22 protein-coding genes and 1 pseudogene are annotated in these 26,552 nt (G+C 51.9%); 13 read left to right on the top strand and 10 right to left on the bottom strand.

The features are described 5' to 3' along the window. Positions 1-27: 27 nt before the first annotated feature. Positions 28-1,833, top strand: coding sequence for a protein-disulfide reductase DsbD (locus tag Q9J80_RS03995; protein ID WP_304671388.1), 1,806 nt, complete (start codon positions 28-30; stop codon positions 1,831-1,833). Positions 1,834-2,347: 514 nt separating this feature from the next. On the opposite strand, the gene Q9J80_RS03990 is transcribed toward Q9J80_RS03995, so the two are convergent. After that, the gene (locus Q9J80_RS03990; RefSeq protein WP_301674167.1) at positions 2,348-3,544 is read right to left on the bottom strand and encodes an acetate kinase; all 1,197 of its coding nucleotides are present in this window, start codon (positions 3,542-3,544) and stop codon (positions 2,348-2,350) included. A 350-nt stretch (positions 3,545-3,894) separates the two neighbouring features. Between Q9J80_RS03990 and Q9J80_RS03985 the strand changes: the two genes are divergently transcribed. The 9 genes from Q9J80_RS03985 to Q9J80_RS03945 all read left to right on the top strand — a co-directional run bounded on the left by Q9J80_RS03985 (position 3,895) and on the right by Q9J80_RS03945 (position 10,194). Further along, positions 3,895-4,194, top strand: coding sequence for an HLGFF motif protein (locus Q9J80_RS03985; protein WP_301674168.1), 300 nt, complete (start codon positions 3,895-3,897; stop codon positions 4,192-4,194). Beyond that, entirely contained in the window at positions 4,194-4,379 is a 186-nt protein-coding gene (ccoS, locus tag Q9J80_RS03980) for a cbb3-type cytochrome oxidase assembly protein CcoS (RefSeq protein WP_003688317.1), read from the top strand. The genes Q9J80_RS03985 and ccoS overlap by 1 nt, the downstream gene beginning before the upstream one ends. Beyond that, positions 4,369-5,679 carry an MFS transporter gene (locus Q9J80_RS03975; RefSeq protein ID WP_304672729.1) on the top strand — a complete coding sequence of 437 codons (1,311 nt, stop codon included), beginning with the start codon at positions 4,369-4,371 and terminating at the stop codon, positions 5,677-5,679. The genes ccoS and Q9J80_RS03975 overlap by 11 nt, the downstream gene beginning before the upstream one ends. Before the next feature lie 157 nt (positions 5,680-5,836). Continuing rightward, complete coding sequence (dnaQ, locus tag Q9J80_RS03970; protein ID WP_304672728.1) at positions 5,837-6,571, top strand: DNA polymerase III subunit epsilon; 735 nt, start codon at positions 5,837-5,839, stop codon at positions 6,569-6,571. Continuing rightward, positions 6,568-7,257: a 2-C-methyl-D-erythritol 4-phosphate cytidylyltransferase gene (ispD, locus tag Q9J80_RS03965; RefSeq protein WP_304672727.1), complete on the top strand. Its 690-nt coding sequence runs from the start codon at positions 6,568-6,570 to the stop codon at positions 7,255-7,257. The genes dnaQ and ispD overlap by 4 nt, the downstream gene beginning before the upstream one ends. Positions 7,258-7,288: 31 nt before the next feature. After that, positions 7,289-7,771 carry a 2-C-methyl-D-erythritol 2,4-cyclodiphosphate synthase gene (gene ispF, locus Q9J80_RS03960; protein ID WP_301674171.1) on the top strand — a complete coding sequence of 161 codons (483 nt, stop codon included), beginning with the start codon at positions 7,289-7,291 and terminating at the stop codon, positions 7,769-7,771. Positions 7,772-7,858: 87 nt separating this feature from the next. Continuing rightward, positions 7,859-8,530, top strand: coding sequence for a ribose-5-phosphate isomerase RpiA (gene rpiA, locus Q9J80_RS03955; RefSeq protein WP_301674172.1), 672 nt, complete (start codon positions 7,859-7,861; stop codon positions 8,528-8,530). 68 nt (positions 8,531-8,598) lie between these two features. Next, positions 8,599-9,270: a thermonuclease family protein gene (locus tag Q9J80_RS03950; RefSeq protein ID WP_301674173.1), complete on the top strand. Its 672-nt coding sequence runs from the start codon at positions 8,599-8,601 to the stop codon at positions 9,268-9,270. Between the two features lie 177 nt (positions 9,271-9,447). Next, positions 9,448-10,194, top strand: a complete 747-nt coding sequence (locus Q9J80_RS03945; RefSeq protein WP_301674174.1) for an amino acid ABC transporter permease — start codon at positions 9,448-9,450, stop codon at positions 10,192-10,194. A 914-nt stretch (positions 10,195-11,108) separates the two neighbouring features. On the opposite strand, the gene Q9J80_RS03940 is transcribed toward Q9J80_RS03945, so the two are convergent. The 8 genes and pseudogenes from Q9J80_RS03940 to Q9J80_RS03905 form a co-directional block, all read right to left on the bottom strand. Then, a complete protein-coding gene (locus tag Q9J80_RS03940) occupies positions 11,109-12,527 on the bottom strand; it encodes a sulfatase-like hydrolase/transferase (RefSeq protein WP_301674175.1) in 1,419 nt (472 codons plus the stop codon). A 561-nt stretch (positions 12,528-13,088) separates the two neighbouring features. After that, positions 13,089-14,807, bottom strand: coding sequence for an arginine--tRNA ligase (gene argS, locus Q9J80_RS03935; protein WP_304671389.1), 1,719 nt, complete (start codon positions 14,805-14,807; stop codon positions 13,089-13,091). A 91-nt stretch (positions 14,808-14,898) separates the two neighbouring features. Next, positions 14,899-16,107 carry a nicotinate phosphoribosyltransferase gene (pncB, locus tag Q9J80_RS03930; protein WP_304672726.1) on the bottom strand — a complete coding sequence of 403 codons (1,209 nt, stop codon included), beginning with the start codon at positions 16,105-16,107 and terminating at the stop codon, positions 14,899-14,901. 107 nt (positions 16,108-16,214) lie between these two features. Continuing rightward, positions 16,215-17,537 carry a branched-chain amino acid transport system II carrier protein gene (gene brnQ, locus Q9J80_RS03925; RefSeq protein ID WP_304671391.1) on the bottom strand — a complete coding sequence of 441 codons (1,323 nt, stop codon included), beginning with the start codon at positions 17,535-17,537 and terminating at the stop codon, positions 16,215-16,217. Positions 17,538-17,558: 21 nt separating this feature from the next. After that, positions 17,559-18,404, bottom strand: a complete 846-nt coding sequence (locus Q9J80_RS03920; protein WP_304671392.1) for a segregation and condensation protein A — start codon at positions 18,402-18,404, stop codon at positions 17,559-17,561. Between the two features lie 170 nt (positions 18,405-18,574). Beyond that, positions 18,575-19,015, bottom strand: a pseudogene (locus Q9J80_RS03915) (hypothetical protein); the annotation flags it as partial. A 392-nt stretch (positions 19,016-19,407) separates the two neighbouring features. Then, positions 19,408-19,593, bottom strand: coding sequence for an EndoU domain-containing protein (locus Q9J80_RS03910; protein WP_230455333.1), 186 nt, complete (start codon positions 19,591-19,593; stop codon positions 19,408-19,410). Positions 19,594-19,858: 265 nt separating this feature from the next. Beyond that, the gene (locus Q9J80_RS03905) at positions 19,859-20,635 is read right to left on the bottom strand and encodes a tRNA threonylcarbamoyladenosine dehydratase (protein ID WP_301674180.1); all 777 of its coding nucleotides are present in this window, start codon (positions 20,633-20,635) and stop codon (positions 19,859-19,861) included. 216 nt (positions 20,636-20,851) lie between these two features. Between Q9J80_RS03905 and Q9J80_RS03900 the strand changes: the two genes are divergently transcribed. The 3 genes from Q9J80_RS03900 (at position 20,852) to Q9J80_RS03890 (ending at position 23,545) form a co-directional block, all read left to right on the top strand. Continuing rightward, the gene (locus Q9J80_RS03900; protein ID WP_025457029.1) at positions 20,852-21,316 is read left to right on the top strand and encodes a universal stress protein; all 465 of its coding nucleotides are present in this window, start codon (positions 20,852-20,854) and stop codon (positions 21,314-21,316) included. Positions 21,317-21,397: 81 nt separating this feature from the next. Further along, complete coding sequence (gene rph, locus Q9J80_RS03895; RefSeq protein WP_301674181.1) at positions 21,398-22,126, top strand: ribonuclease PH; 729 nt, start codon at positions 21,398-21,400, stop codon at positions 22,124-22,126. Between the two features lie 201 nt (positions 22,127-22,327). Continuing rightward, positions 22,328-23,545 (top strand): aspartate kinase, encoded by a 1,218-nt coding sequence (locus Q9J80_RS03890; protein ID WP_301674182.1) that lies wholly within the window; start codon positions 22,328-22,330, stop codon positions 23,543-23,545. Positions 23,546-23,666: 121 nt separating this feature from the next. Here the strand turns inward: Q9J80_RS03890 and tdfH are convergent, their stop codons facing one another. After that, positions 23,667-26,432: a TonB-dependent zinc piracy receptor TdfH gene (tdfH, locus tag Q9J80_RS03885; RefSeq protein WP_301674183.1), complete on the bottom strand. Its 2,766-nt coding sequence runs from the start codon at positions 26,430-26,432 to the stop codon at positions 23,667-23,669. Between the last annotated feature and the right edge of the window lie 120 nt (positions 26,433-26,552).

Raw genomic sequence — 26,552 nt, 5'->3', positions numbered from 1 at the left:
AATTATTTGTCTGAAACGGATTCGATTATGAAAAAACTGATTTGCCTGTTCGCCGTATTTTTGATGTTGTGCGGACGGGCTTTCGCGCTGGATGCGAACGATCTGCTGCCGCCGGAAAAGGCATTCGTGCCGGAGCTTGCCGTTGCCGACGACGGTGTGAACGTCCGTTTCAAGATTGCCGACGGATACTATATGTATCAGGCGAAAATCGTCGGCAAGACCGATCCGGCGGATTTGTTGGGACAGCCTTCTTTCAGCAAGGGTGAAGAGAAGGAAGACGAGTTTTTCGGCAGGCAGACGGTTTACCATCACGAAGCGCAGGTTGCCTTTCCTTATGCCAAGGCTGTCGGCGAACCGTATAAATTGGTTTTGACCTATCAGGGCTGTGCCGAAGCCGGCGTGTGCTATCCGCCCGTGGATACCGAGTTTGATATTTCCGGCAACGGCACCTACCATCCGCAAACCGACGAACCGGCATCCGCCAAAGACCGCTTTTTGCAGCCTTCCTCTCAAAACGGCAGCGGGGCGTTGCCGCCCCCGAAGGGGGATGAGGGCGGCGACAGCCGTTTCAAGCTGTCTTGGGATACGCTCAACGCCAATCTTTTGGCGTTTTTTCTCGCCGGTTTGGGCCTGAGTTTTACCGCCTGTATGTATCCCCTGTTGCCGATTGTTTCCAGTATTGTGGTCGGTGACAAAAAGGCGGGCAAGGCGCGGGCGTTTGTGCTGTCCGTCGTTTATGTCCAAGGTTTGGCTCTGACTTATACGCTGGTCGGCATTGTTGCCGGACTGACGGGCGCGCTGCTGACCGTATGGTTGCAGCAGGCTTGGGTCGTATTGGCGGCATCGGCTTTAATGGTCGTCTTGGCACTGTCTATGTTCGGGCTGTTCAACATCCAGCTTCCCAACGCCGTGCAGTCGTATTTCCAAAACCAGAGCAGCAAACTTTCAGGCGGTAAAATCGTTTCTGTCTTTATTATGGGCATTCTGTCCGCGCTGATTGTCGGGCCGTGCGTCGCCCCGCCGCTGGCGTTTGCCTTGGGCTACATCGGTCAGACGGGCGATGCGGTTTTGGGCGGTTTGGCACTTTACACTTTGGCGTTGGGCACCGGCGTTCCGCTGATTGCCATCGGCACGTTCGGCGGGCATATCCTGCCTAAGGCAGGCGATTGGATGAATGCCGTCAAATACGCTTTCGGCTTTATCCTGCTTGCCGTCGCCGTTTACCTTGCCACACCGCACTTGCCCTATTATCTCGTCGTCGCGCTGTACACGCTGCTGATGCTGGTTCCTGCCTGTATGCTGCTGGTCAACGGACGCAGGCAGAAACGCCGTCCGAAAGCTGTGGCATTCGCATTGGGCGGCATATTGCTGATCGGCGGCGCGTGGTTCGGCTGGCAGGGCGCAAACGGCAAAACGACCGCGCTGCACCATTTCCTGACCCTCAATCCGCCGGCCGAAGCAGGCAAATCTTCGGAACACGGCAAAATGTTTGCCGATACTGCCGCGCTGAAGGCAGCGATGGATACGGCGTTGAAAGAACATCCCGACAAACCCGTCGTTTTGGATTTTTATGCCGACTGGTGCATTTCCTGCAAAGAAATGGCGGCATACACGCTCAATCAGCCGGAAGTGCATCAGGCTGTCGATATGGAACGCTTTTTCCAAATCGACGTAACCGCCAACACGCCCGAACATCAGGCGTTGTTGAAAGAATACGGTCTGTTCGGGCCGCCGGGCGTGTTTGTCGTCCGCGCCGACGGCAGCCGCAGCGAGCCGCTGCTGGGTTTTGTCAAAGCCGACAAGTTTATCGAGTGGTATGAACAAAACCGCTGATTCCGATGTTTCAAATGCCGTCTGAAGTTCTCAGACGGCATTTTTGTCAGAAAGGAAAACGGCAATATCCGCTATACACACGGAAGCAGTCCAAAGATGTGAAAACTATGTGTATAAGTCGGTTTGATTATTGAAATTAAAAGATAAAAATACAATGATTAAAAAATAGGCATAAGAAAAGATAAACACAGCCGGTGTTTGCCGGTGTGTGTATCTTTTGTGGAAAAACATCTTAATGCCATGTATTTTATGGAAAATAATAACATGATTAAAAAATAGTCAATCATTATAGTGGATTAAATTTAAATCAGGACAAGGCGACGAAGCCGCAGACAGTACAGATAGTACGGCAAGGCGAGGCAACGCCGTACTGATTTAAATTTAATCCACTATAAGGTTCAGGTAAGCGGCTGCAACCGTCAATGTCTGAAAAGAGGCAGTGCTGTTTAAGTATGGAAAGCCGGATAAAAAAACTGCCTCCGTTTCCGGAGGCAGTTCGCGTGAGGATAAAACCTTACAAGCCGCTCAAACGGGCGGTATCGTGGGCAATCATCAGCTCTTCGTTGGTCGGAATGACCACGGCAACGGCTTTGCTGTCGGCAGTGGTAATCACGCCGGCGTTGCCAAAGCGGGCTTTCAGGTTGGCTTCTTGGTCGATGTTCAGACCGAGGAAGCCCAAGTAGCCGATCACGCGTTCGCGGATGATGTCGGAGTTTTCGCCGATGCCGCCGGTAAAGACCAGTGCGTCCAAGCCGCCTGCGGCAACCGCCATACTGCCGATGTATTTGGCAAGGCGGTAGATAAACATATCCAAGGCCAATTTCGCGCCTTTATGCCCCTTGGCGGCTTCTTCTTCAATGGTGCGGCAGTCGTTGGACAGGCCGGAAATGCCGAGCAGGCCGGATTTTTTGTTCAGCATTTCGGTGATTTGGGCGATGGTCATATTGGCGTTTTCGGCGAGGAAGCCGAATACGGAAGGATCGATGTCGCCGCTGCGTGTACCCATTACGAGGCCTTCCAGCGGTGTCAGACCCATGCTGGTGTCGCGTGATTCGCCGTTGGCGACGGCGGTAATGGATGCGCCGTTACCCAGGTGGGCGATGACCATGCGCAGGTCTTTTTTGTCTTTGCCGAGGAAGCGTGCGGTTTCGTCGGCGACGAAGCGGTAGCTGGTACCGTGCGCGCCGTAGCGGCGCAGGCCGTATTTTTCATAGTATTCTTGCGGAATGGCGTATTTGTAGGCGTGTTCCGGCATGGTTTGGTGGAAGGCAGTGTCGAAAACGACGACGTTGGGCAGGCCTTTGAAAATGCTTTGTGCGGCACGCAGACCCAAGAGGTGGGCGGGGTTGTGCAGAGGAGCGAGCGGGATGCATTTTTCGATGCCGGCAATGACTTCGTCGTCAACGAGGATGGATTCGCTGTACAGCTCGCCGCCGCTGACGACGCGGTGGCCGATGGCACCGATGCGGCTGTCGAGGCTGTGGGCTTTGAGTTCTTCCATCAGGGCTTCGACTGCGCCGGTGTGGTCGGGCTTGGCAGACAGGTCGACTTTGTGTTTTTCGCCGTTTACTTTGAATGTGATGTACGCGTCGGGCAGGTTGAGTTTTTCGGCAAGGCAGCTGAGCAGGACTTCGCCGCTATTGTTATCTAAGACTGCACCTTTGAGGGACGAGCTGCCGCAGTTCAAAACCAAGATTAATTTTTGGGACATTTTCTAACTCCGGAAAGTTTCAGACGGCATGGGGGTCGGACCCGGATACTAACCAAGTCCCGTGCCGAATCCGTTTTGCTTTCCTTGACGGGAAAGTAGTGGGGCCGGCTGAAACGGTTGATGAATAAAAACGCGCTATTTTATCAAAAAACCGTTGCGGCTGCTTGGCTTAATCGGGCGTTTGCGTGAAAATGGCGGAAGTTGGGTATTTTGACGGGGAAGGGAAAATATGCGGTATGTCGGTATTTTTCGAGGTTGCGGAGAGGATTCTTTGCGTTTTTCCCGTTCAAGCTGGTACATTCGCCCTATTTTTAGTTGATGCCGTCTGAAAAAAGGCGGGTGGGGAATTTATGCATTATTTCAGTATTCATGACCAATCGGGACAGCATATAGGCTTCTTTGTCTTGCTTGCCGACGATGAATCGGAGGCGCGGCCGCAGAGTGGGCGTTTTGCCGTTAAATTGGAAGATGGGGCGGGCAACCATGTCCTTTCGCCGTTTGCCCAGATGGAAATTCCCCAGTATTGGCGCGTGGTCAAAGACCGTATCGAGCTGTTTTTTGACGAAGCGGCTGTAGGGACTTTACGCAATGAGTATTTGAACGTGTCGGGGCAGACTTTTATTCTGACCGACCTGACCGGAGCGGTGTGATGGAAAGTATGTTTATTCTGGTGCCTATCAGCATTATTTTGGCATTTGTTATCGGTTGGTTTTTTTGGTGGTCGGGTAAAAACGGACAGTTTGACGACTTGGAAGGGCCTGCGCACCGCATTCTGATGGATGATGATTCAACAAGTAAACTGATTGAAAAAGAGAAGGAAAACGATGGACGCTAAAAAAGGCGGTTTGGGATTGGTCAAAAGCCGCCGTTTTGCCCCGCTTTTCGGCACGCAGTTTCTCGGCGCGTTCAACGACAATGTGTTCAAAACCGCGCTGTTTGTGATGATCAGCTTTTACGGTTTGGGAAAAAACGGCTTCCTGCCTGCAGGACAGATGTTGAATTTGGGTGCATTGCTGTTTATTCTTCCGTATTTCCTGTTTTCTGCACTGTCGGGACAGTTGAGCAATAAATTCGACAAGGCTGTTTTGGCGCGTTGGGTCAAGGTGCTGGAAATCATCATTATGGCAGTGGCGGCATACGGGTTTTATATCCAGTCTGCCCCGCTACTCTTGCTCTGTTTGTTTTGCATGGGCGCGCAATCGACGCTGTTCGGCCCGCTGAAATACGCCATCCTGCCCGATTATCTTGACGACAACGAGCTGATGATGGGCAACAGCCTGATTGAATCCGGTACGTTTATCGCCATCCTGTTCGGTCAGATACTGGGGACTGCGGTGGCAGGTGCGCCGCCTTATATTGTCGGGATACTGGTTTTGCTGGTCGCCGTCGGAGGCACGACCGGCAGCCTGTTTATGCCGTCTGTACCCGCCAAAGCAGCAGATACGGAAATCGAGTGGAATATTGTCCGGGGTACAAAATCCCTGCTTCGTGAAACGGTGCGGTACAAACCCGTCTTTACCGCCATTATCGGTATTTCGTGGTTTTGGTTTGTCGGCGCGGTCTATACTACGCAACTGCCGACCTTTACCCAAATCCATCTGGGCGGCAACGACAATGTTTTCAACCTGATGCTTGCTTTGTTTTCCATCGGTATTGCAGCCGGTTCGGTACTGTGTGCCAAGTTCAGCAGGGAACGGCTGATGTTGGCTTGGGTAACGGTTGGTGCGTTCGGTTTGACGGTTTGTGGCCTGGTTTTGGTATGGCTGACGCACGGTCATCGTTTTGAAGGGCTGAACGGCATTTTCTGGTTCCTGTCACAAGGATGGGCATACCCCGTCATGTTGGTGATGATGCTGATCGGCTTTTTCGGCGGCTTCTTCTCCGTCCCGCTCTATACTTGGCTGCAAACCGCCAGCAGTGAAACTTTCCGTGCCCACGCTGTTGCCGCCAACAATATCATTAACGGTATCTTTATGGTTGCCGCCGCCGTTTTGAGCGCGGTGCTGCTGTTTTTGTTTGACAGCATTTCACTGCTGTATCTGATTGTCGCCTTGGGCAATATTCCGTTGGCGGTATTTTTGATTAAGCGCGAAAGGTGGTTTTTAGGCGCGGCGGCAATCGGGGAAAAACGGTAAATGCCGTCTGAAAACATTGTCCCCAAAATACACAATCCGCCTGTCCAATGTTGTGAACACGCTGTGAATAAGTGGGTTTGTGCATTGAAATGAAAATAGAAAAATACGCTGCCTAAAAAATAGTCAGCAGATGGAAAATTTGAAGAAAGAAGCAGATATGATTAAACGACAGATTATCCTCGATACCGAAACCACTGGTCTGTATGCAGACGGCGGCGACCGCTTGGTCGAGTTTGCCGGTTTGGAAATGGTCAACCGCCAGATGACCGACAAAAACCTACACCTCTATGTCCACCCCGAGCGCGATATGCCCGAAGAGGCGGCACGCGTCCACGGCTTGACGATACAGGTTTTGGAAGAGAAAAACGCGCCGCCGTTTGCAGAGGTCGGCAGGCAGATTGCCGATTTTCTGCGCGGCGCGGAACTGATTATCCACAATGCCAAATTCGACGTGGGCTTCCTCAATATGGAGTTCCGCCGGATGGGGCTGCCGACTGTCGAGGAACTCGGCTGTACCGTTACCGATACCCTGGCGATGGCGCGCGAAATGTTTCCCGGGCAGAAAGCGAGCCTGGATGCTTTGTGCAACCGTTTTTCCGTCGACCGCAGCAAGCGCGTCCTGCACGGCGCGCTGATTGACTGTGAGCTTTTGGGCGAGGTCTATCTTGCTATGACGCGGCGGCAGTTCGACCTGATGGGTGCGGTCGCAGAGGAAAAAATGGAAACCAAACCCGTGGCGCATACCGAAACCAAACGCAGCGGCAAACTGAAAGTCATCAGGGCGGACGAAAACGAGTTGGCGGAACACGGGCAATATTTGGACGGCTTGGGCGAAGCCTGTATTTGGCGTAAGGAAGCCGTGCCGTCTGAAAACGGCGGGGAAAACGCATGAAACGCAAAAATATTGCCATGATTCCCGCTGCGGGCATCGGGGCGCGTTTCGGTGCGGACAAACCCAAGCAGTATGTCGAAATCGGAAGCAAAACCGTTTTAGAACATACGATTGGGATTTTTGAACGGCATGAGGCCGTCGATTTGACCGTCGTTGTCGTCTCGCCCGAAGACACGTTTGCCGATAAGGTTCAGACGGCATTTCCACAGGTTCGAGTGTGGAAAAACGGCGGACAGACCCGCGCCGAAACTGTCCGCAACGGTGTGGAAAAACTGTTGGAAACCGGCTTGGCATCGGCGGATGACAATATTCTGGTACACGATGCTGCCCGATGCTGCCTGCCGTCTGAAGCCCTGACGCGTTTGATAGAACAGGCGGGCAACGCTGCCGAAGGCGGGATTTTGGCAATTCCCGTTGCCGATACGCTCAAACGCGCAGAAGGCGGACAAATTAGTGCAACTGCCGACCGTTCGGGGCTTTGGCAGGCGCAAACGCCGCAGCTTTTCCGTGCCGGGCTGCTGTACCGCGCATTGACTGCGGAAAACTTGGAAGGCATTACCGATGAGGCCTCCGCCGTCGAAAAATTGGGCATCCGCCCTTTGCTGGTGCAGGGCGACGCGCGCAATTTGAAACTGACGCAGCCGCAGGACGCATACATCGTCAGGCTGCTGCTCGATGCCGTCTGAACTTCAATTCAAAACATCAGGAACACAAACGATGACGAACATCCGTATCGGACAGGGCTACGATGTCCACCAACTGAGCGAAGGCAGAAAGCTGATACTTGGCGGAGTTGAAATCCCATTTGAAAAAGGACTGCTCGGACATTCCGATGCCGACGCGCTGCTGCACGCCGTTACCGATGCGCTGCTTGGCGCGGCAGGTTTGGGCGATATCGGCAGCCATTTTCCCGACACCGCCGCAGAGTTCAAAGATGCGGACAGCCGCGCCCTGCTGCGCGAGGCCTATCGGAGCGTTCAAGTTAAGGGGTGGCGTGTCGTCAATGTCGATACGACCGTGATTGCACAGAAACCCAAACTCGCGCCGCACATTCCGCAAATGCGTGCCAACATCGCCGCCGATTTGGGCATCGATATTTCGTGCGTCAACATCAAAGGCAAAACCAACGAAAAACTCGGCTATCTCGGGCGGATGGAGGGCATAGAGGCGCAGGCGGCGGTATTGCTGGTACGGATTTGAACGCGGCAGGTTTCCGGCGGGCAGGACGTGCAAAAAAATGTTAAGATGGCGGCTGTTTGTTGATACGGTTTCCCAAAGGACAAAAATATGACGACACAAGACGAACTCAAGCGCATCGCCGCCGAAAAAGCAGTCGAATTCGTACCCGAAAACGAATATATCGGCATCGGTACCGGTTCGACCATCAATTTTTTCATCGAAGCCTTGGGCAAAAGCGGCAAAAAAATCAAAGGCGCGGTATCTACTTCCAAAAAATCCAGCGAACTGCTTGCCCAATATGATATTCCCGTCGTTTCCCTGAACGAAGTATCGGGGTTGGCGGTCTATATCGACGGTGCGGACGAAGTCAACCACGCCCTGCAAATGATTAAAGGCGGCGGCGGCGCACACCTCAATGAAAAAATCGTCGCCAGCGCATCACAAAAATTCGTCTGCATTGCGGACGAAAGCAAATATGTTTCACGTTTGGGCAAATTCCCTCTGCCTGTGGAAGTCGTCGAAAGCGCGCGTTCGCTCGTGTCGCGCCGCCTGCTCGCTATGGGCGGACAGCCCGAACTGCGTATCGGCTACACCACGTTTTACGGCAACCAAATCGTCGATGTCCACGGCTTGAATATCGACAAACCGCTGACGATGGAAGACGAAATCAACAAAATCACCGGCGTGCTCGAAAACGGCATATTCGCCCGAGATGCCGCCGACGTGTTGATTTTAGGTACGGAAGAGGGCGCGAAAGTCATCTATCCCTGCCAAGGGTAATCCTGACGTTAAGATGCCGTCTGAAATCCGGTTCCGATATGTTCAGACGGCATCGGCATTTGAAAAATATGCAGATTAAAAAAATCATGAAATGGCTTCCCGTCGCCCTGTCGCTTTTGGGTGCGTTGGGTTATACGGGATACGACAGCGAGGCGGTGCGGACGGCGGTTGCCGTACTCGACGTACTCGGTACGGCAGGAGACGTGGGTTCCGACGCGCCCGCCCGCCGACGGGCATCGGCGAAATCCGGACACAGCTACACAGGCACGGTGTCCAAAGTCTATGACGGCGACACCCTGCACGTTATCGATGTTAACGGCGCAAAGCACAAAATCCGTATGGCGTATATCGATGCGCCGGAGATGAAGCAGGCTTACGGTACACGTTCGCGCGATAACCTGCGGACGGCGGCGGAAGGCAGGAAAGTCAGCGTCCGCGTGTTCGATACCGACCGTTATCAGCGTGAAGTGGCGCAGGTTTCTGTCGGCAAAACCGATTTGAACCTGATGCAGGTGCAGGACGGGGCGGCGTGGCATTATAAAAGTTATGCTAAAGAACAGCAGGATAAGGCGGATTTTGCCGACTATGCCGATGCCCAGATGCAGGCGGAAAGGGAACGCAAAGGATTGTGGAAAGCTAAAAATCCTCAAGCGCCGTGGGCGTACCGCCGGGCAGGCAGGAGCGGCGGGGGCAATAAGGATTGGATGGATTCCGTGGGCGAATGGTTGGGCATTTGGTAAAGACACCGCACGGCTTTGAACGGCAAATGCCGTCTGAAACCGCGCGCCCTGCATTTTTGCGGAAACGCGCAACCGCCGTCTACCGCGATAAAAAAGTTCAAGAAGTGTTTTTTACGGTAAAATGGCGGATTGTTTGTAAACGGCGGCAGTTCCGCCGGTTTTTGATACGGACGGTATATGGATTTTCGTTTTGATATTATTTACGAATACCGCTGGATGTTCCTTTACGGCGCACTGGTGACCTTGGGGCTGACGGTCGTGGCAACGGCGGGTGGTTCGGTATTGGGGCTGTTTTTGGCGTTGGCGCGCCTGATTCACTTGGAAAAAGCCGGTGCGCCGATGCGCGTGCTGGCGTGGGCGTTGCGTAAGTTTTCCCTGTTGTACGTTACCCTGTTCCGGGGCACGCCGCTGTTTGTGCAGATTGTGATTTGGGCGTATGTGTGGTTTCTGTTTTTCGTCCATCCTTCAGACGGCATTTTGGTCAGCGGCGAGGCGGCAGTCGAGCTGCGTCGGGGATACGGCCCGCTGATTGCCGGTTCTTTGGCACTGATCGCCAACTCGGGGGCGTATATCTGTGAGATTTTCCGCGCGGGCATCCAGTCTATAGACAAAGGGCAGATGGAGGCGGCGCGTTCTTTGGGTATGACTTATCCGCAGGCGATGCGCTATGTGATTCTGCCGCAGGCATTGCGCCGTATGCTGCCGCCTTTGGCGAGCGAGTTCATCACACTCTTGAAAGACAGCTCGCTGCTGTCGGTCATTGCCGTGCCGGAGTTGGCGTATGTTCAGAAAACGATTACGGGCCGGTACTCGGTTTATGAAGAACCGCTTTATGCCGTCGCCCTGATTTATCTTCTGATGACGACTTTCTTGGGTTGGATATTCCTGCGTTTGGAAAAACGTTACAATCCGCAACACCGCTGATTGGAGCCATATCAACAAAAAGCCGCCCCGGTATTCATTTGAGGCGGCTTTTTTGTGGCAAATTTAAATTCAAAGAGAAAAAGCTATGCCGTCTGAAAGTCTTTCAGACGGCATCTGTCAGCATCACGCAAGAGGGAATTTCTTCTGTTTGGTTTCAATTTTTTTGGGTGATGTATGAGCCGTCATTCCCGCGCAGGCGGGAATCCTGTCCGTTCGGTTTCCGTTGTTTTTGAGTTTCGGTTTTTCCGATAAATTTCTGCGGTTTCCGGTTCCGGATTCCCGCCTGCGCGGGAATGACGAATCCATCCATACGGAAACCTGCACCACGTCATTCCTACGAACCTACATCCCGTCATTCCCACGAAAGTGGGAATCCAGAACGTAAAATCTGAAGAAACCGTTTTATCCGATAAGTTTCCGCACCGACAGACCTAGATTCCCGCCTGCGCGGGAATGACGGCGGAGGAGTTTCAGTTATTTCCGATAAATTTCTGTGGCTTTGGGTTTCTGGATTCCCGCTTTCGCGGGAACGACGGCGGAGAAGTTTCGGTTTTTCCGATAAATTCCCGTGGCTTTGGATTCCCGCTTTCGCGGGAATGATGGCGGATGGTTTCTGTTTTTTTGATAACTTCCTGTGATTTTGGATTTTTGGATTCTTATAGTGGATTAACAAAAATCAGGACAAGGCGACGAAGCCGCAGACAGTACAGATAGTACGGAACCGATTCACTTGGTGCTTCAGCACCTTAGAGAATCGTTCTCTTTGAGCTAAGGCGAGGCAACGCCGTACTGGTTTTTGTTAATCCACTATACAAAGCAATTTATCGGAGATGATGAAAAAGTGGGCTTGAGGGGGTCGGCCTGTCTGCAAAATGCCGTCTGAAGGCTGTTGGTGCGTTCAGACGGCATTGTTGTTATTTGATTTTGAAGTGCAGCCAGGCGACGTGCCCCTGTTTGAGGTAGCGGAAGGTTTCATTGAGGTTGCCGACGGGCGGCGGATGGTCGCCGACGATAATGACTTCCACGCCTTTCATTTCGGGGCGTTGGATTAAATCCGCCAGTTGGTCGAAAAATTGGGTGTGCAGGCTGAAGTTGCGGCAGAGGTCGGTTTCGGCGGGCAGGCCGTATTCGGTGCATTTGAGCCTGTGGTTGAAAATGTCGGATTCGGGATAGTCGGCGTGGCTGGTCAGCGTCATCCAGTAAAACAGTCCCTTGTCGTGTTTTTTGAAAAATGCCGACACTTCGCCGAACAGCTCGCTGTCGCACACGCCGCCGAAAATGGCACAGGTTTTTTTACCGATCAGGTTTTCGGCGGTTTTGATTTCTTGAAAGCCCGCCCTCGGATACCAGCTGAAGCGGTCGTAAAGCGAACTGCCCGCGCCGTGCATCGCAAAGGTGGCGTAACCTTCTTGTTTCAAACGGTTGGGGAGGCAGCGGGCAAATTTTTCGTCGGGCGCGCGGCGCAGTGCGAACCCGCGCAAACCGCCGTAGGCACACAGTTCGCGCATTTCGCCTTCGACCGTCGCGCCGATAAAGGGAAAACTGCCGCTTTCCCAAACCGAAAAACGGTCTTTTTGCGCCAGCAGTTTGGCAAAAGTGGCGTTTTGAAGTTCGGGATTGGCCGGCAGCCCCCAAGATTCGGCGACGATAAAGAGGATTTTTTGAGATTTCGGCTCGTTCAGATGCGTGGCGGCACGCTGCTGATTGCCCAAGGGGAGGAAGACGGGATCGACCAGGCCGGCGGTAATAAAGTCGGCATTCTGGCTGACGGTGTAGAGCATCGCCTGACTTTTGGCGTAATAGAAGTTGTTTGCGCCGAAGATATTGGCCATCCGCCCCCGGTCGTAGTAACTCAAATGGCCGGTGAAATAGCCGGCTGCCGCCACGACGGCGGCGCAGACGGCAATGTGTCGGAAGTCGGTTTTGGCGGCGGCTTTCTGCAACACAAACGGCATCGCCAGCATATACAGCAGCAACAGCCCGGTCATTATCTGATAAGGGGTGGGGGCGGTCAGGATGAAGGGGACGAGGTTGATGGCGCCGATGAGGTCCATAAAAGGGAAGAGCTGGATCACCATCATCAGCCCGTCAAACAAAACCGCCAGCCAAAACGCCAATACGCCGGTAATTTTGACGAAACGCCAAGGCAGGGCGATCAGCAGCGCGGCGGGAAGGTAGTCCAAATTGACAATCGGGCGGGCGGTGGCGGTCAGCAGTGCCAAAACCCAAAACATCGCATTGGGGGCAAGCAGTATCAGCAGGGACAGCAGCAGCCGTTTCGGCAGAAATGGCGGCAGCGTCCATTGTTTGGAGAGCAGGGTGTGAATATTCATCGTATTTCCTTTTCGGTTGAAACTTCGCCACTCGGACATCTGTCCTTCGGGGCGGCAGGATCAGACTTTATTTGGGAGGCGCAACCCCTTCCAAATCAGGGCAACACATAGGGCGGTGCTTTATATGTCGTCCTGTGTGTTGAAACATCTGCATTTCTTTCTGAAACAGGGGTATGTAAAACAGAGAACCGGATGACAGACCGATGCCGTCCGGGCGCGAAAATGCGGCACGGTGCGGCAGGGGGCGCGCACGCGTGTTGAGGGAAGGAAAACAGGGAAAGGAGGCGGGCTGAAACCCTGCCTGAAGAAAAGGCGGGTTTGAGGGGCGGAAAAAGGGGAATGCGCCGCGCGGAAAGTGCGTGCGTCGGCAGGAAGGGGGTTATAATTTTTTGCTTGCTTGCTTGCTTGCTTGCTTGCTTGCTTGCTTGCTTGCTTGCTTGCTTGCTTGGCGTTTGTTTGTTTCGCATTTTGGGTAGGGCGGCGGATACGGTGTATCGCGCCGCTTTTTTCAGATTCGGATGAGGATGGCGGGGCTGTTGTCCGCAATCGGGCGGTGCGGTTTTACATTACGTCCAACACATCGATGCCCAGCAAATCCAAGCCTTGTTTCAGCGTGTCGCCGGTGAGCTTCGCCAGTTGCAGGCGGCTGTTGCGGCTTGCGCCTTCGGCTTTCAAAATCGGGCAGGCTTCGTAGAAGCGGCTGAACAAGGTAGCGATTTGATAGAGGTAGGCGGCGAGGTAGTGCGGATACGTCGTGTCCGCCACGCTTTGCAGCACGTTTTCAAATTTCAGCAGCTCGGCGGCAAGCTGTTTTTCCAGCGGTTCGGTCAAAACGGTTGGCGCGGTCGCGTCCCATTCGCCGGCTTTGCGGAACACGCTTTGCACGCGTGTGTAGGCGTATTGCAGGTAGGGGGCGGTGTTGCCTTCAAACGAGAGCATAGCGTCCCAGTCGAACACATAATCGCTGGTGCGGTTTTTGCTCAAGTCGGCGTATTTGACCGCGCCGATGCCGACGGTTTTGCCGATTTTCGCTGCTTCGTCCGCGCCCAATTCGGGATTTTTTTCTTTCACCAAAGCGGTGGCGCGCTCGACGGCTTCGGTCAGCAGATCGACCAGTTTCACGGTGTCGCCGCTGCGCGTTTTAAACGGCTTGCCGTCTTTGCCCATCATCGTGCCGAAGCCGACAAATGCCGCGCCGACGTTTTCCGGCAGGTAGCCTGCTTTGCGGGAAGTGGTAAAGAGTTGCTCGAAGTGCAGGGCTTGGCGGTGGTCGACGACGTACAGCAGGCGGTCGGCTTTCAGACGGCCTATGCGGTAGCGCAGACACGCCAAATCGGTGGAAGCATAAAGGAAGCCGCCGCCTTGTTTTTGCACGATAAATGCGGCGGGTTCGCCTTCTTTGTTTTTAAACTCGTCCAAGAACACGACTTTCGCGCCGTCGTCTTCGACCGCCAGACCTTTTTGAACCAAATCATCGACCACGGCTTGCAAATCGTCGTTGTACTTCGATTCGCCCGCCACGTCTTCGGGGCGCAGCTTCAAGCCCAGCGTGTCGTAAACGGCTTGGGCGTGCGAGAGCGAAATATCGACAAACTGTTTCCACAATGCCAATACGGTTTCATCGCCGCCTTGCAGCTTCACAACGTATTCGCGCGCGGTGTCGGCAAAGGCGGGGTCTTCGTCAAAGCGCACTTTGGCGGCGCGGTAAAACTGCTCCAAATCCGCCAGCTCGAACGCGGCATTGTCTTTTTGCTGCTCGACCAGATAAGCGACCAACATACCGAACTGCGTACCCCAGTCGCCGACGTGGTTTTGACGGATGACGGTGTTGCCCATAAATGCCAACACGCGCGAAATGCTGTCGCCGATGATGCTGGAACGGAGGTGTCCGACGTGCATTTCTTTTGCCAGATTGGGCGAGGAATAGTCGATAACGACGGTTTGCGGTTTGTCGGTTTTCGCTATGCCGAAACGCGCGTCGTTTAAGGCCGTCTGAATGTTTCGGGCGAGGAATTCAGGACGCAGGCGCAGGTTGATGAAGCCCGGACCGGCGACTTCCGCGCTTTCGATGACGGCGTTGCCCGCCAATGCTTCGGCAACTTTTTGCGCCAATTCGCGCGGATTTTGTTTGGCTTTTTTCGCCGCACCCATCACACCGTTGATTTGGAAATCGCCGTGTTCGGCATTTTTGGTCGGCTGCAAGACAACGGGGCTGCCGGCGATGCCTGCGGCGGCAAAGGCGGCGGCGGCTTCGTGTTCGACGGTTTGATGTAGGTTCATGAAGTTCGGTCTTTCGGTTAAATTCAAATCAGGCGGTATTTTAAAAGATTTTATGCGGCAGAAACAGGAATTGTGCGCTTTTTCTGCCGGTTTACGGCGTTTCGGGTTCGGGTACGTCGAACACTTGGCGCAGGTAGGCGAGGAAGGTGCTGTTGTTGGTCATGGTTTTGCCCGGCGAGTCGGAGAGCTTGGCGACGGACTGGCCGTTGCATTCGACCAGTTTCAAGACGATATTCAAAGGCGTATGCCCCATATCGTTGGTGAGGTTGGTGCCGATGCCGAAGCCGGTTTTGAAGCGGTCTTTGAAATATTGGTGCAATGCCCAAGAGCGTTCGATGTCCAGCCCGTCGGAGAAGGTCAGCATTTTGGTGCGGCTGTCGATTTTGAGCTTTTGATAGTGGGCGTAGGCTTTGTCGCCCCAAACGTAAGGGTCGCCGCTGTCGTGGCGCAAACCGTCGAAGAGCTTGGCGAAATAAAGGTCGAAATCGCGCAGGAAGGCATCCATGCCGACCACGTCGGTCAATGCGATACCGAGGTCGCCGCGGTATTCGTGTACCCAGCTTTCGAGCGCGGCTTTTTGGAAATTCCGCAATTGTACGTCGAGGGCCTGGAATGCCTGCAGGAACTCGTGCGCCATGGTGCCGATGGGGGTAATGCCGAGTTTTTTGGCGAGATAAACGTTGCTGGTCCCGCGTACGATGCCGGGGGCGGCTTCAAGCAGGGTGCGTATGACGTGTTCCTGCCATGGGAGGTTGTAGCGGCGGCGTGTGCCGAAGTCGGAAATCAGGAAGGGCGGATCGTCCGGATTCTGTGTGGCGGCTATTTCTTTCAGACGCGCGGCTTTGGCTTGAAGCCGGCGTTCGCCTTCTTCTATGACCGCAGGGGTTTCCAGGCGGCGGAAGTAAAGTTCATTGACTATGGCAAGGATGAAGATTTCAAAGAACATCGCTTGAATCATGGGGCCTTCGATACGGATGTTCAGACGGCCTTCAGCATCGGTGCCGACTTCGACAAAGCGGCGCTGGAGCTGGAAGAGTTCGAGATAGTCGACGAAATCGCTTTTAATGAAACGCAGGCTGCGGAGGTAGCCGAGTTCGTCATGGGTAAAGCGCAGTTGGCAGAGTGAGTCAAGTTCCTTTTCCAAGTCTTCCTTGATATCGGCAAGCGGATAGGGAGTTGAGGCATTGCGGCATCGGAATTCGTAAAGGCTGTGTGTCTGCGGAAACTGGTGCAGAACCACTTGCAGCATAGTGAATTTGTAGAGGTCGGTGTCAAGAAGTGAATGTATGATGCCGGTCATATGGCGTGTCTCCCGATTTCTGGTGGCGGCTTAGGACGTATTAGAACATATCACATTTGCCCTGTGTACCGAAAATGCCGTCTGAAGGTCTTTCAGACGGCATGGTTTCAGGATTTTTTCCTTACGGCCGCATTGAGCAGGCAGCCTAAGGCAAAGCAGGTTAAAGAGGGAATAATCCAACCCAGTCCTATGCTGTATAGGGGAAGGGCTTTGTCGATGGCTTTTGCTGCCGTTTCGCTGAAACCGAAGGCGGTTTTGTATGCATCGAGCAGACCGACCGCCAGTGCAGGCATCATGGTGCAGAAATAGACGATGCGGCTGCTGCCGAACAGCCTGTCGGTCAGGGTCAGCAGGATGAGTACGATGGTCAGCGGATAAAGCAGCATGAGCATGGGGACGGAAATCTGCAGGATGGCTGACAGACCCTTGTTTGCCAAGACAATGGAAACCAGCGTATTGATGATGACGAAGGTTTTGTAGGAAATGCCCGGACAGAGGCGGTTGAAATATTCGGCGCATGAGGTAATCAGGCCGACAGCGGTGGTCAGGCAGGCAAGCAGTACGATAATGCCCAGCAGCAGGTTGCCGCCCAGTCCGAAATAGTATTGTGCCGATTTCGACAATACCAGCGCACCGTTTTCCTGCAAACCGATTCCCGCCACACTGGTTGCCCCCATATAGCCTATCAGCAGGTAAACCGCAGCAAGGCAGCCTGCAGCCATCAGGCCTGATATGGCGGTGGTTTTCAGCAGGTCCGAACGGTTGTCGACACCCATGGCGCGGACGGCGTCGATAACGATAATGGCAAAGACGAGTGAGGCGAGGGCGTCCATCGTGCCGTAGCCTTCCAAAATGCCTTTAATCATCGGGCGGACGGCAAAATCGCCTTGTGCGGCAAGCGGTGCGCCGATGGGGTTGAGTGCGGCATAACCGACCAATACGGCGATGGTCAGCAGGAGTGCGGGCGTCAGGATTTTTCCGATGCGGTCAACCAATTTGCCCGGAGACATCGAAAGCCAGTAGGCCAGGCCGAAAAAAAGTAGGCTGAATACTGCCTGAGCCATATTCGGGGGAAGGTTGCCGATCAGCGGTAAAACGCCGATTTCAAAGGAAACCGTCGCCGTCCGGGGCAGGGCGAACAGCGGGCCGATGGCAAGGTAGAGGGAGGCGGCAAACGCTATGCCGTACCAGGGGGCGACACGCGAGGCGAGTGCTTCGACATCACGGGAACCCGAGTAGCCGATGGCGATTACGCCCAATAGCGGCAGGCCTGCACCGGTCAATAGGAAGCCGGGCATGGAAATCAGCCAGTTTTCGCCTGCCTGTTGGCCGAGATACGCGGGATAGATGAGGTTGCCTGCGCCGAAAAACAGGGCAAACAGCATGAGTCCGACCGCCCATAATGAGGCTTGGTTTTGTTTGCTTGTCATCCATGTTCCTTTTTAAATAGGTCAATCCGGTGTTTCTGTCCCGGTCGTGCCGTCTGAATGCGCCCCTTCATGATTGAGGCTGATTCGGATTTCTCCGAAACCGTCTTCCTGTACGATTCTGACCAAGCCTTCCTTGGCAAGCTCCAACAGTGCGATGAAGTTGACGACCACGTAAGCCGCGCCCTGTTCGGGATTGAACAGGTCGTGAAACCCGCATATCCCGTGTTCGTTCAAACGGCGCAGGATTGCCGTCATTTGCGCTCGCACGGAGATGGTTTCTTTGATCACTTCGTGACTGCGCGTATGTTTTGCCCGAGACAAAATACTCAGCCACGCTTGCGTTAAGTCGGCAATATAGACTTCGGGCAGCTTGGCTTCGACGACAATTTCCAGAGGCAGGTACGCCCATGCGAAATCCCGTCCGGCTCGGGGCAGCGCGTCCAAACCCTGTGCCGCCAGCTTCATCTGTTCATAAGCCAACAGGCGGCGCACCAACTCGGCACGCGGGTCGGCTTCTTCGTCTTCGACGGCTTCGGTACGCGGCAGCAGCAGGCGCGATTTGATTTCAATCAGCATGGCCGCCATAAGCAGGTATTCCGCCGCCAAATCAAACTGATAGGCTTCCATTTGGGCAATATAGTGCAGATACTGTTCGGTAATCTTCACCATCGGAATATCCAGTACGTCGATATTCTGTTTGCGGATCAGATACAGCAGTAGATCCAAAGGGCCTTGGAAGCTGCCCAATACGACTTTCAATGCATCGGGCGGAATAAACAAATCCTGGGGCAAATCGGTAACGGGTTGACCGAATACCCATGCGACAGTGTGCTCGGATGGTGCGGATGGGGCAGGGATGGGCGGCATGGCGTGAATCGGTAAGTGAATTTTAATATAAATTTACAAAAGAAAACAATCTGCCGGCATTCACGCATAATGTGGTCGGGCAGATGTTCAGACGGCATTATAACGGCTTTTAAATGCAAATGTTTTGAAAAGGAGCGGGTTGTGAATACGGTTTTGCTAAAACCTCTTAATTAATATAAATGTCTGAATTTTAAGTTTCTTGAGACAATATAATCAGTACTGGCTCTATCTATATAACCAGTAGCTTCTTTTACTTCAATATTATCTACATTACCGTATATTACAGGTAGCGACCCATAAATGATAAATTTATTCCCCAAAATTTTTTTACTAATTGATATATCATCTTCCATAAGTAATTCAGCGTAATTTTTAGCTCTTACTTGAAATCTAAACAATATTTTTCCTGCGTAAATTCTCGCATATGTGGGAGAGTTTATACCATAATCTTTGTATAGATGAACAATAGAAATACATTGTTTATCTATGCAATAATAAGCTACTTTTTGTTGGTCAAGATAACGGCAATATATGTAATACATACTGCAAAGTATTACCACTAATAATGTAAAACTTGTTCTTAGGATACATATTTTGCGATAACGTATCTTACTCTGCGCTTGCTCAAATTCGGTGGTATAATTTTTCTTAATAAAATTAATACATTCTTTTAATTTTTCTGTAAAAATTTTTGTTGATATCACAGAAACAATTTCATCAGTTAGCAAGCTATCTATTTGTACTATGTCGCCATTAATAATGACCCCAAAATTTTCTCTATATTGATAAATTTCTTCTTGTGATGATGCATTTTCTTGTATTTCTTTTAATAAAGATTCTGACATTTTTAATAAATGCAAAACTCCTACTCCACCATCATCCATTAAAAAACTACCTAGCCAAGCTAAATTATCATTAGTTTCAAAAACACCAAACCTATCATTACTTCCATCTTTGAAAAAATCTTTAGTAAATATTAAACTCATACTTATTTCTTATTAATTTACATTTTAGGATAAACAGTAATATTTGGTTCTAAATAACCTTCAACTTTTACACCACTTGGTGTAATGCCTTTCCATATTCGAGTAGGTTTTCCACCGCGCAATTCTATACTAATTGTTTTATTTGCAAATGCATGTTCAACTTCATTTTTGATGCGAGCACCATCCCATGATTTTGGAAACATTGTTGAAATTCCACCATTGTTTGTTTTTGGAACCCATCTTCTGGTATATACCATATACTACAAAAAATATCGGAATAAGCATTAGTAATAAAAATGAAAAAAATAACTAAATTATTAACGAATTCCATTAAATAGCTCTCCGATACTTGGTATATTATTAGGAATCATATATTTTATGTTATTTTTTATCCGTATCCTTTTTTGTCCTAAATCATAACCATAGTTTGTTCAAATGCCGTCTGAATCCTGTTTCAGACGGCATTGCTTATTTTTTGCCTGCGATGTGTTCCACCGCCGCCTGCGCGCAATACAGACCGAACGAAGCGGTAACGAGCATACTTGCGCCATAGCCGGCGCACGACAAGCCTTGCGGAGCGGCATCGGCAGAACACGCCGCACCCGATTGCGGCGGTGTGATGTTTTCGGTTGAGAACACGCAGGGCACGCGCATTTTTTCCTTAGTATCGCGGCTGAAGCCGTAGCGTTTCCGCAAGGTGTAGCGCAGGTTGGCAAGCAGCGGATCGTGGGTTACGCGGCTCAAATCGGCGGTTTGGATCGACGCCGGATTTTTTTGTCCGCCCGCGCCGCCGCTGATGATAAAAGGTTGACGGTTTTTCACAAAATAAGCCGCCATTGCCGCTTTGACGCGCACTTGGTCGATCGCGTCGATGACGAAATCAAAACCTTTTCCGAAGTATTCCGGCAAATTGTCTTCGGTAACGAAATCTTCAATTTCAAATACTTCGCATTGCGGATTGATTTGTGTAATGCGTTCGCGCAAGGCGGTAACTTTTGCTTTGCCGAAGTCGCCGGTCAGGGCGTGCAGCTGGCGGTTGACATTCGATTCGGCAACGTTGTCCAAATCAATCAAAGTCAAACGCCCGATGCCCGTGCGCGCCAAAGCTTCGACCGCCCACGAGCCGACACCGCCCACGCCGACCACGCAGACGTGTGCCTGTGAAAAGTGCGCCAAGGCAGAGTCTCCGTAGAGTCTGGCGATGCCGCCGAAGCGTCGCGAAGAGGTCAAAGCGTTGTCGGACATGGTCGAATCCTGCAAGATTGCGTCAAATCAAAAAGTGAACGAAAGCCGGCAAAAAATGCCTGACTGCACGGAAGCGGCATATTATACTGGAAAGCGGTCAGGCTGTTCGGCTGTTGTATAAAGCCCGACGGCGGGTCTATAATGAAACGGCGCAAGCTGTCCCTGCGCCCATCCGACAAGACGGCACCGCGAGGCGGTGCAAAAGGAGAATACGATATGTACAAACATCTGGTCGTTGCCGTTGACGGCAGTGAAACTTCCATCAATGCCCTGAAACATGCCGCCGAACTTGCAGGAGTCAACAGCGCGCGCTTGACTTTGGTGCACGTTGCCAATCCTGCCGAATATATGGCACTTGCCCCTGAATTTTTGCAACACGAGAGTTACGAGGCAGCCGCCATTGCACAAGGCAACGAGGTTTTGGATGCCGCCGAGCGCACCGCCCGGGAACTGGGTGTGGAAAATACCGTTAAACACCTGCTGGTTGCCAATAAGGGTGCGCGTGAAATGGCGCAGGATTTGGTCGATTATGCCGATGAAAACGGTGCCGACCTGCTGGTGTTGGGCACGCACGGGCGCACCGGCCTGATGCACCTTTTGATGGGCAGTTTCGCCGAAACGGTAATGCGCCAAAGCCACCTGCCGCTTTTGATTATCCGCAGCAAAGCCGAAGAGGCGTAGAAATTTTCAGTTTGAAGGCCTTAAATGTGATTTTTCATATTTAAGGCTTTTTAATTTATCTGTTTTTAACGGGAGGGCAGTATGCCTGATTACATCCGCACCTCACGCGCTGCCGACAGCCTGCGCGATATCAAAATCACCCCTCATTTCCTGCCGCATACGGACGGTTCGTGTCTTATTGAATGCGGTAATACCAAAGTTATCTGTACCGCTTCCGTGGATGAAAACGTCCCGCCGTTTCTGCGCGGTAAAAACCAAGGCTGGGTAACGGCGGAATACGGGATGCTGCCTGCATCCACCGCTTCTCGGATGCGCCGCGAAGCTTCGGCGGGCAAACAGTCGGGACGCACACAAGAAATCCAACGTTTGATCGGGCGTTCGCTGCGCGCGGTCGTGGATATGGAAAAACTTGGCGAACGCCAAATCCTGATTGACTGCGACGTGATTCAGGCGGACGGCGGCACGCGTACGGCTTCGATTACCGGTGCGTTTGTGGCGCTGCAAATCGCCGTCGGAAAATTGCTTTCAGACGGCATATTGACCGAAAATCCCATCCGCGAAGCCGTTGCCGCCGTATCCGCAGGCGTAGTGAATGGAGTGCCGCTTTTGGATTTGGATTATCCCGAAGACTCCGGTTGCGACAGTGATGTGAATATCGTGATGACCGCATCGGGAAAAATCATCGAAATACAGGGAACGGCGGAAGGCGCGCCGTTCAGTTTGGAAGAATTGGGCAAACTGATCGGACTGGCGGAACAAGGTATAAGAGAGCTGCTGCGTTATCAGCAAAATGCATTGTCCGTTGCTTAATTATTGTCCGTATGCCGTCTGAAAACCGTTCAGACGGCATTTTGTCAAAAATCTGAAAGAACAGGTTTTTTGCTGACCGCTGTCAAACGGCAGGCGGGAAAGCGCAGTCCGTTCTTGAACTTCATGTAAAAAATAGTAATAATAGCCGCTTTTCCAGCAAACCATGCTGCCCGACCAACCCTACACAAGAAAGCACGAAACATGGCGTTAATCGTACACAAATACGGCGGCACATCCGTAGGCTCGCCCGAACGCATCAAAAACGTGGCTAAACGTGTCGCCAAAGCCCGCGCCGAAGGACACGACATCGTCGTCGTCGTATCCGCCATGAGCGGCGAAACCAACCGCCTGGTTGCGTTGGCGCACGAAATGCAGGAGCATCCCGATCCGCGCGAGCTGGACGTCGTCTTAGCTACCGGCGAACAAGTAACCATCGGCCTTTTGGCAATGGCGTTGAAAGACATCGGCGTGGATGCCAAAAGCTACACGGGCTGGCAGGTCGCCCTCAAAACCGATACCGCCCACACTAAAGCCCGCATCGAAAGCATTGATGACGAAAAAATGCGCGCCGACCTCGCCGATGGTAAAGTCGTCATCGTCGCCGGCTTCCAAGGCATCAGCAGCGAAGGCGATATTTCCACACTCGGACGTGGCGGTTCCGACACCTCCGCCGTTGCGCTTGCCGCAGCCCTCAAAGCGGACGAATGCCAAATCTATACCGACGTGGACGGCGTTTACACCACCGACCCCCGCGTCGTACCCGAAGCGCGCCGTATGGATACGGTAACGTTTGAAGAAATGATTGAGCTGGCAAGCCTCGGCTCGAAAGTTTTGCAAATCCGTTCAGTAGAATTTGCCGGAAAATACAAAGTGCGCCTGCGCGTACTGAGCAGCCTGCAAGACGGCGGCAACGGCACTTTAATCACATTTGAAGAGGACGACAATATGGAAAAAGCCGCCGTAACCGGTATCGCATTCGACAAAAACCAAGCCCGCATCAACGTGCGCGGCGTACCCGACAAACCCGGCGTTGCCTATCAGATTTTAGGCGCGGTTGCCGATGCCAACATCGAAGTCGATATGATTATCCAAAACGTCGGCAGCGAAGGCACGACCGATTTTTCTTTCACCGTACCGCGCGGCGATTACAAACAGACTTTGGAAATCCTGTCCGAACGCCAAGACAGCATCGGTGCGGCTTCTATCGACGGCGACGACACCGTGTGCAAAGTCTCCGCAGTCGGTTTGGGTATGCGTTCGCACGTCGGCGTAGCCGCCAAAATCTTCCGTACCCTTGCAGAAGAAGGCATCAACATCCAAATGATTTCAACTTCTGAAATCAAAGTTTCCGTATTGATTGATGAAAAATACATGGAACTGGCAACCAGGGTATTGCATAAAGCCTTTGATTTGGGCTGATGTTTCACGGTTTGAAACGGACAACGGCACTGCCTTTATCGGGCAGTGCCGTTTTGTCTGCCGTCTGAACGTTCAGACGGCATATTTTTGTTCCGCCGGACGGATAAAACCCTTTCCGTTTTTAAAACTTGTAGCTCATCGTCATCAAAAAGGTGCGTCCGCGTGCAAAATTGGTCAATACGCTTTGGCTTGTGCCGCCGTATTTGCCGTTGCACAAGCCATCAGCATTACACGTTACGTCTTCGTCCTTGTCTTTCGGGTCGAACGAGCTGTAATAACGCTGCGTTGCCGCATCATTGCCCGCATCGAGCGGATCGATATAACGCCTGTCGAACAGATTTTTGACTTCGGCGCGGAAAATAAGGTTTTTCTTCGGTTCGTAAGCGGCGTAAAAATCAAAAATCAAAGGCTGTCGGGCAAGGGTTTCAGTCTGCTTGATGGTGCGTTTGCCTAGTTGTCGAACATTGCTGGTATTTCCCCCGTTGGTGCCGTCGATATAGCGTTCTTCTGCTGTAGCGCGGATGCTCTTGCCGAAATAGCGCATTGCACCGCCTAAAGTCAGTTTGTTGCCCAACCAGCGCGTACCGACTTCCAAACGTCCATAATCTCGCGGCAGAGCGGAAACTCTGCTCAACCCATAACCTTGTTTGAGTTGGTCTTCTTTGGAGGCATTGTTGGGTGACTCGCTCGCATCACTGAAGTTGGTTGGTTGCGTGCTTTTTTGATAGGCGTAAGAAAGGTTGGTAAAAAAACGTCCATAATCGTAATTCAGCTCCAACTCAAAACCGTGTTTGTGTACTTTGTCTTTGAAATTGCGGTGTTGGATGGTGTAGGCAAGCCTTGTGCTGTCAACCCAGCTCGGGATATCCCCATTCAAGTCCCACCATTTCCCGTAAACGTTGTGGATGTAGTTGTCAATGCGACTGCGGTAGCCGACCAGTTTTAATCCTAATATATCATCTTGTTTTAAAAATCCTTTTTTATAGGTATTGAAGCCAAATTGCCAAGTGTTTGCGCGCTCTGGTTTTAGGTCGGTGTTAACGCCGGAGTCGCTGATTTGGGAAAAATACATTTCTTGGATGTTGGGCATACGGTGTGTGCTCGAATAGCCGGCGAACGGCATAAAATAGTCGCCGAAGTCCGCACTAATGCTGACCGAATGGTTGTTGGCGCGCTTTTTGCCGTATTTTTTCAATACGGGTTCATAAAGTCCGCAGCTCGGGTTGCAATGTTTCTTGTATGCCGGCGAGTTTTCTCCGAATGCCCGCTTAAATTCGCCTTCCGAGCTGTAATAGCCCGTATATTCGCCGCCGAAACGGTAGCCGACGGTATTGGTGCTGTAGTTTAAGCGGTAAATGTCTTTTTTGAGCGCGGCATCGAAGTAGAACGTGTTGAAATATTGGCTGCCGGCCGGTTGGACAATGGTTGATTTTTGGGGCAGCAGCCCTTTATCGCCCTTAAACCGCCCCAAATAGGAATAAAGCCCGTTGTCCTGGTCGGGGCCGTCGAAAAATAGGCCCAATTCTTCAGGGAAGCGGTTTTTGCTGTATTTGTTGTTGAAATAATTGAAACCCAAAGTGGTTTTCAACTCGGTTTCACGGGGCAGTTGGAAGGTGGAGGTGTTGTTGAGGTCGAGGATTTTCGCGTTGTTGTAGGTTTCAAAATCTTTTAAAAGTCCCCAGCCTGTAAACTTAGACCCTTTCGGATATCTCTGTCTGCCCGAATTGTAGGCTGCGGTCAGATTGAGGTTGGTATACGGATTCAAAGACAAACCGTAATTGAATTGATAATTGCGGTTGATGATTTTCCGGCTGCCGATTTTGGTGTTTAAATCGCGAAATTGCGCCGTGTATTTATTGAATACGCCGTCGTATTCCAATTTAAACAGATTGCCTGCCGACTGCTGCTTCAGGCTGGACGGATCGATGGGGGTGATGTCGTATTGCGGCGCCAGGTTTTCCCGCCAGCTTTTGTCATGACCTTCGATGTATTTTTGCAGTTCTTGAGGGTCTTCGTATTTTTTATACCACTTGGTTTTCCAGTATTGCCTTTGTAAATCCCGCTCCCATTTTCCGCTGTCGGAATTGAATTTCAAACCACCCTCTTGTACAAAATATTGCTGTTTGCGCCGTTCCAGATATTCTTCACCAAAATTTCCGATGTGCTGCCCGCCGCCACCCACCCGGTAATTTTGAGCCACGCTATGCCTGCTATGTCCGTAAATCAAACCGACAGATGCTCCGCTTTCCAGCCATTTGCGTGCACCTAGCGTTGCCATCGCATTGCCTTTGTTTGAGTTGGTTCCGGTCAGACCTTTTAGCAGCAGTCCGTAGGTATTGTCGCCCTGTACGACGTCATCCACGCTTAAAGTCCGCAGGTTCGCCGAACCGGCAAGGCTGTTGATGCCTGCCGAGCCGCTGAAGCTGCCTTTGACGACATCCATGCCGGCAATAAAATTGGTATCGACAGATGCGCCGAATTGCGAAGAACCGCCAGCCCTACCTGCATCGGTCGAAGTCGAATAAAAGGTCTGCGTGATACCGTCCACCATCGTATTGACCCGCCCGAACCCGCTGTCGCCGCGAATATTCAAAGACACAATGCCCGAGCTTTTATCTTGCTGTGTAAACGCACCGGGTATGCTGCGGACGATGGCATCGAGGTTTTCGCTGGATTTGAATATATCCTGACGGGTCGATACGGCACGTGCATCGGTGAATACCTTTTTGTCTTTCGGTACGCGCTTTGCCTTAACGTGCACATCTTCCAAAACCTGTATCTGCGCCTTGCTGCCCGTGCGCCCTACATCTTCTGCATAACTATAATGATATAACATAACACTCATAAGATAAAAACAAATCGGCTTCAACCTGAAAGAAGATCTCATATTTTCCTTAATTGCAATCAAATAAATGTGTTATGGTATCACTTTTTAACATAAATAAACATCAGAATGATGAAGAAAAGTTGGAATAAAGATAAATATCGATACTATTTGTATTTGAAA

It is taken from the genome of Neisseria blantyrii (assembly GCF_962747855.1).
Classification (GTDB): Bacteria; Pseudomonadota; Gammaproteobacteria; order Burkholderiales; family Neisseriaceae; genus Neisseria; species Neisseria viridiae.
Note: the sequence above shows the minus strand (reverse complement) of the source record. Positions and strands in the feature narration are given on the sequence as shown.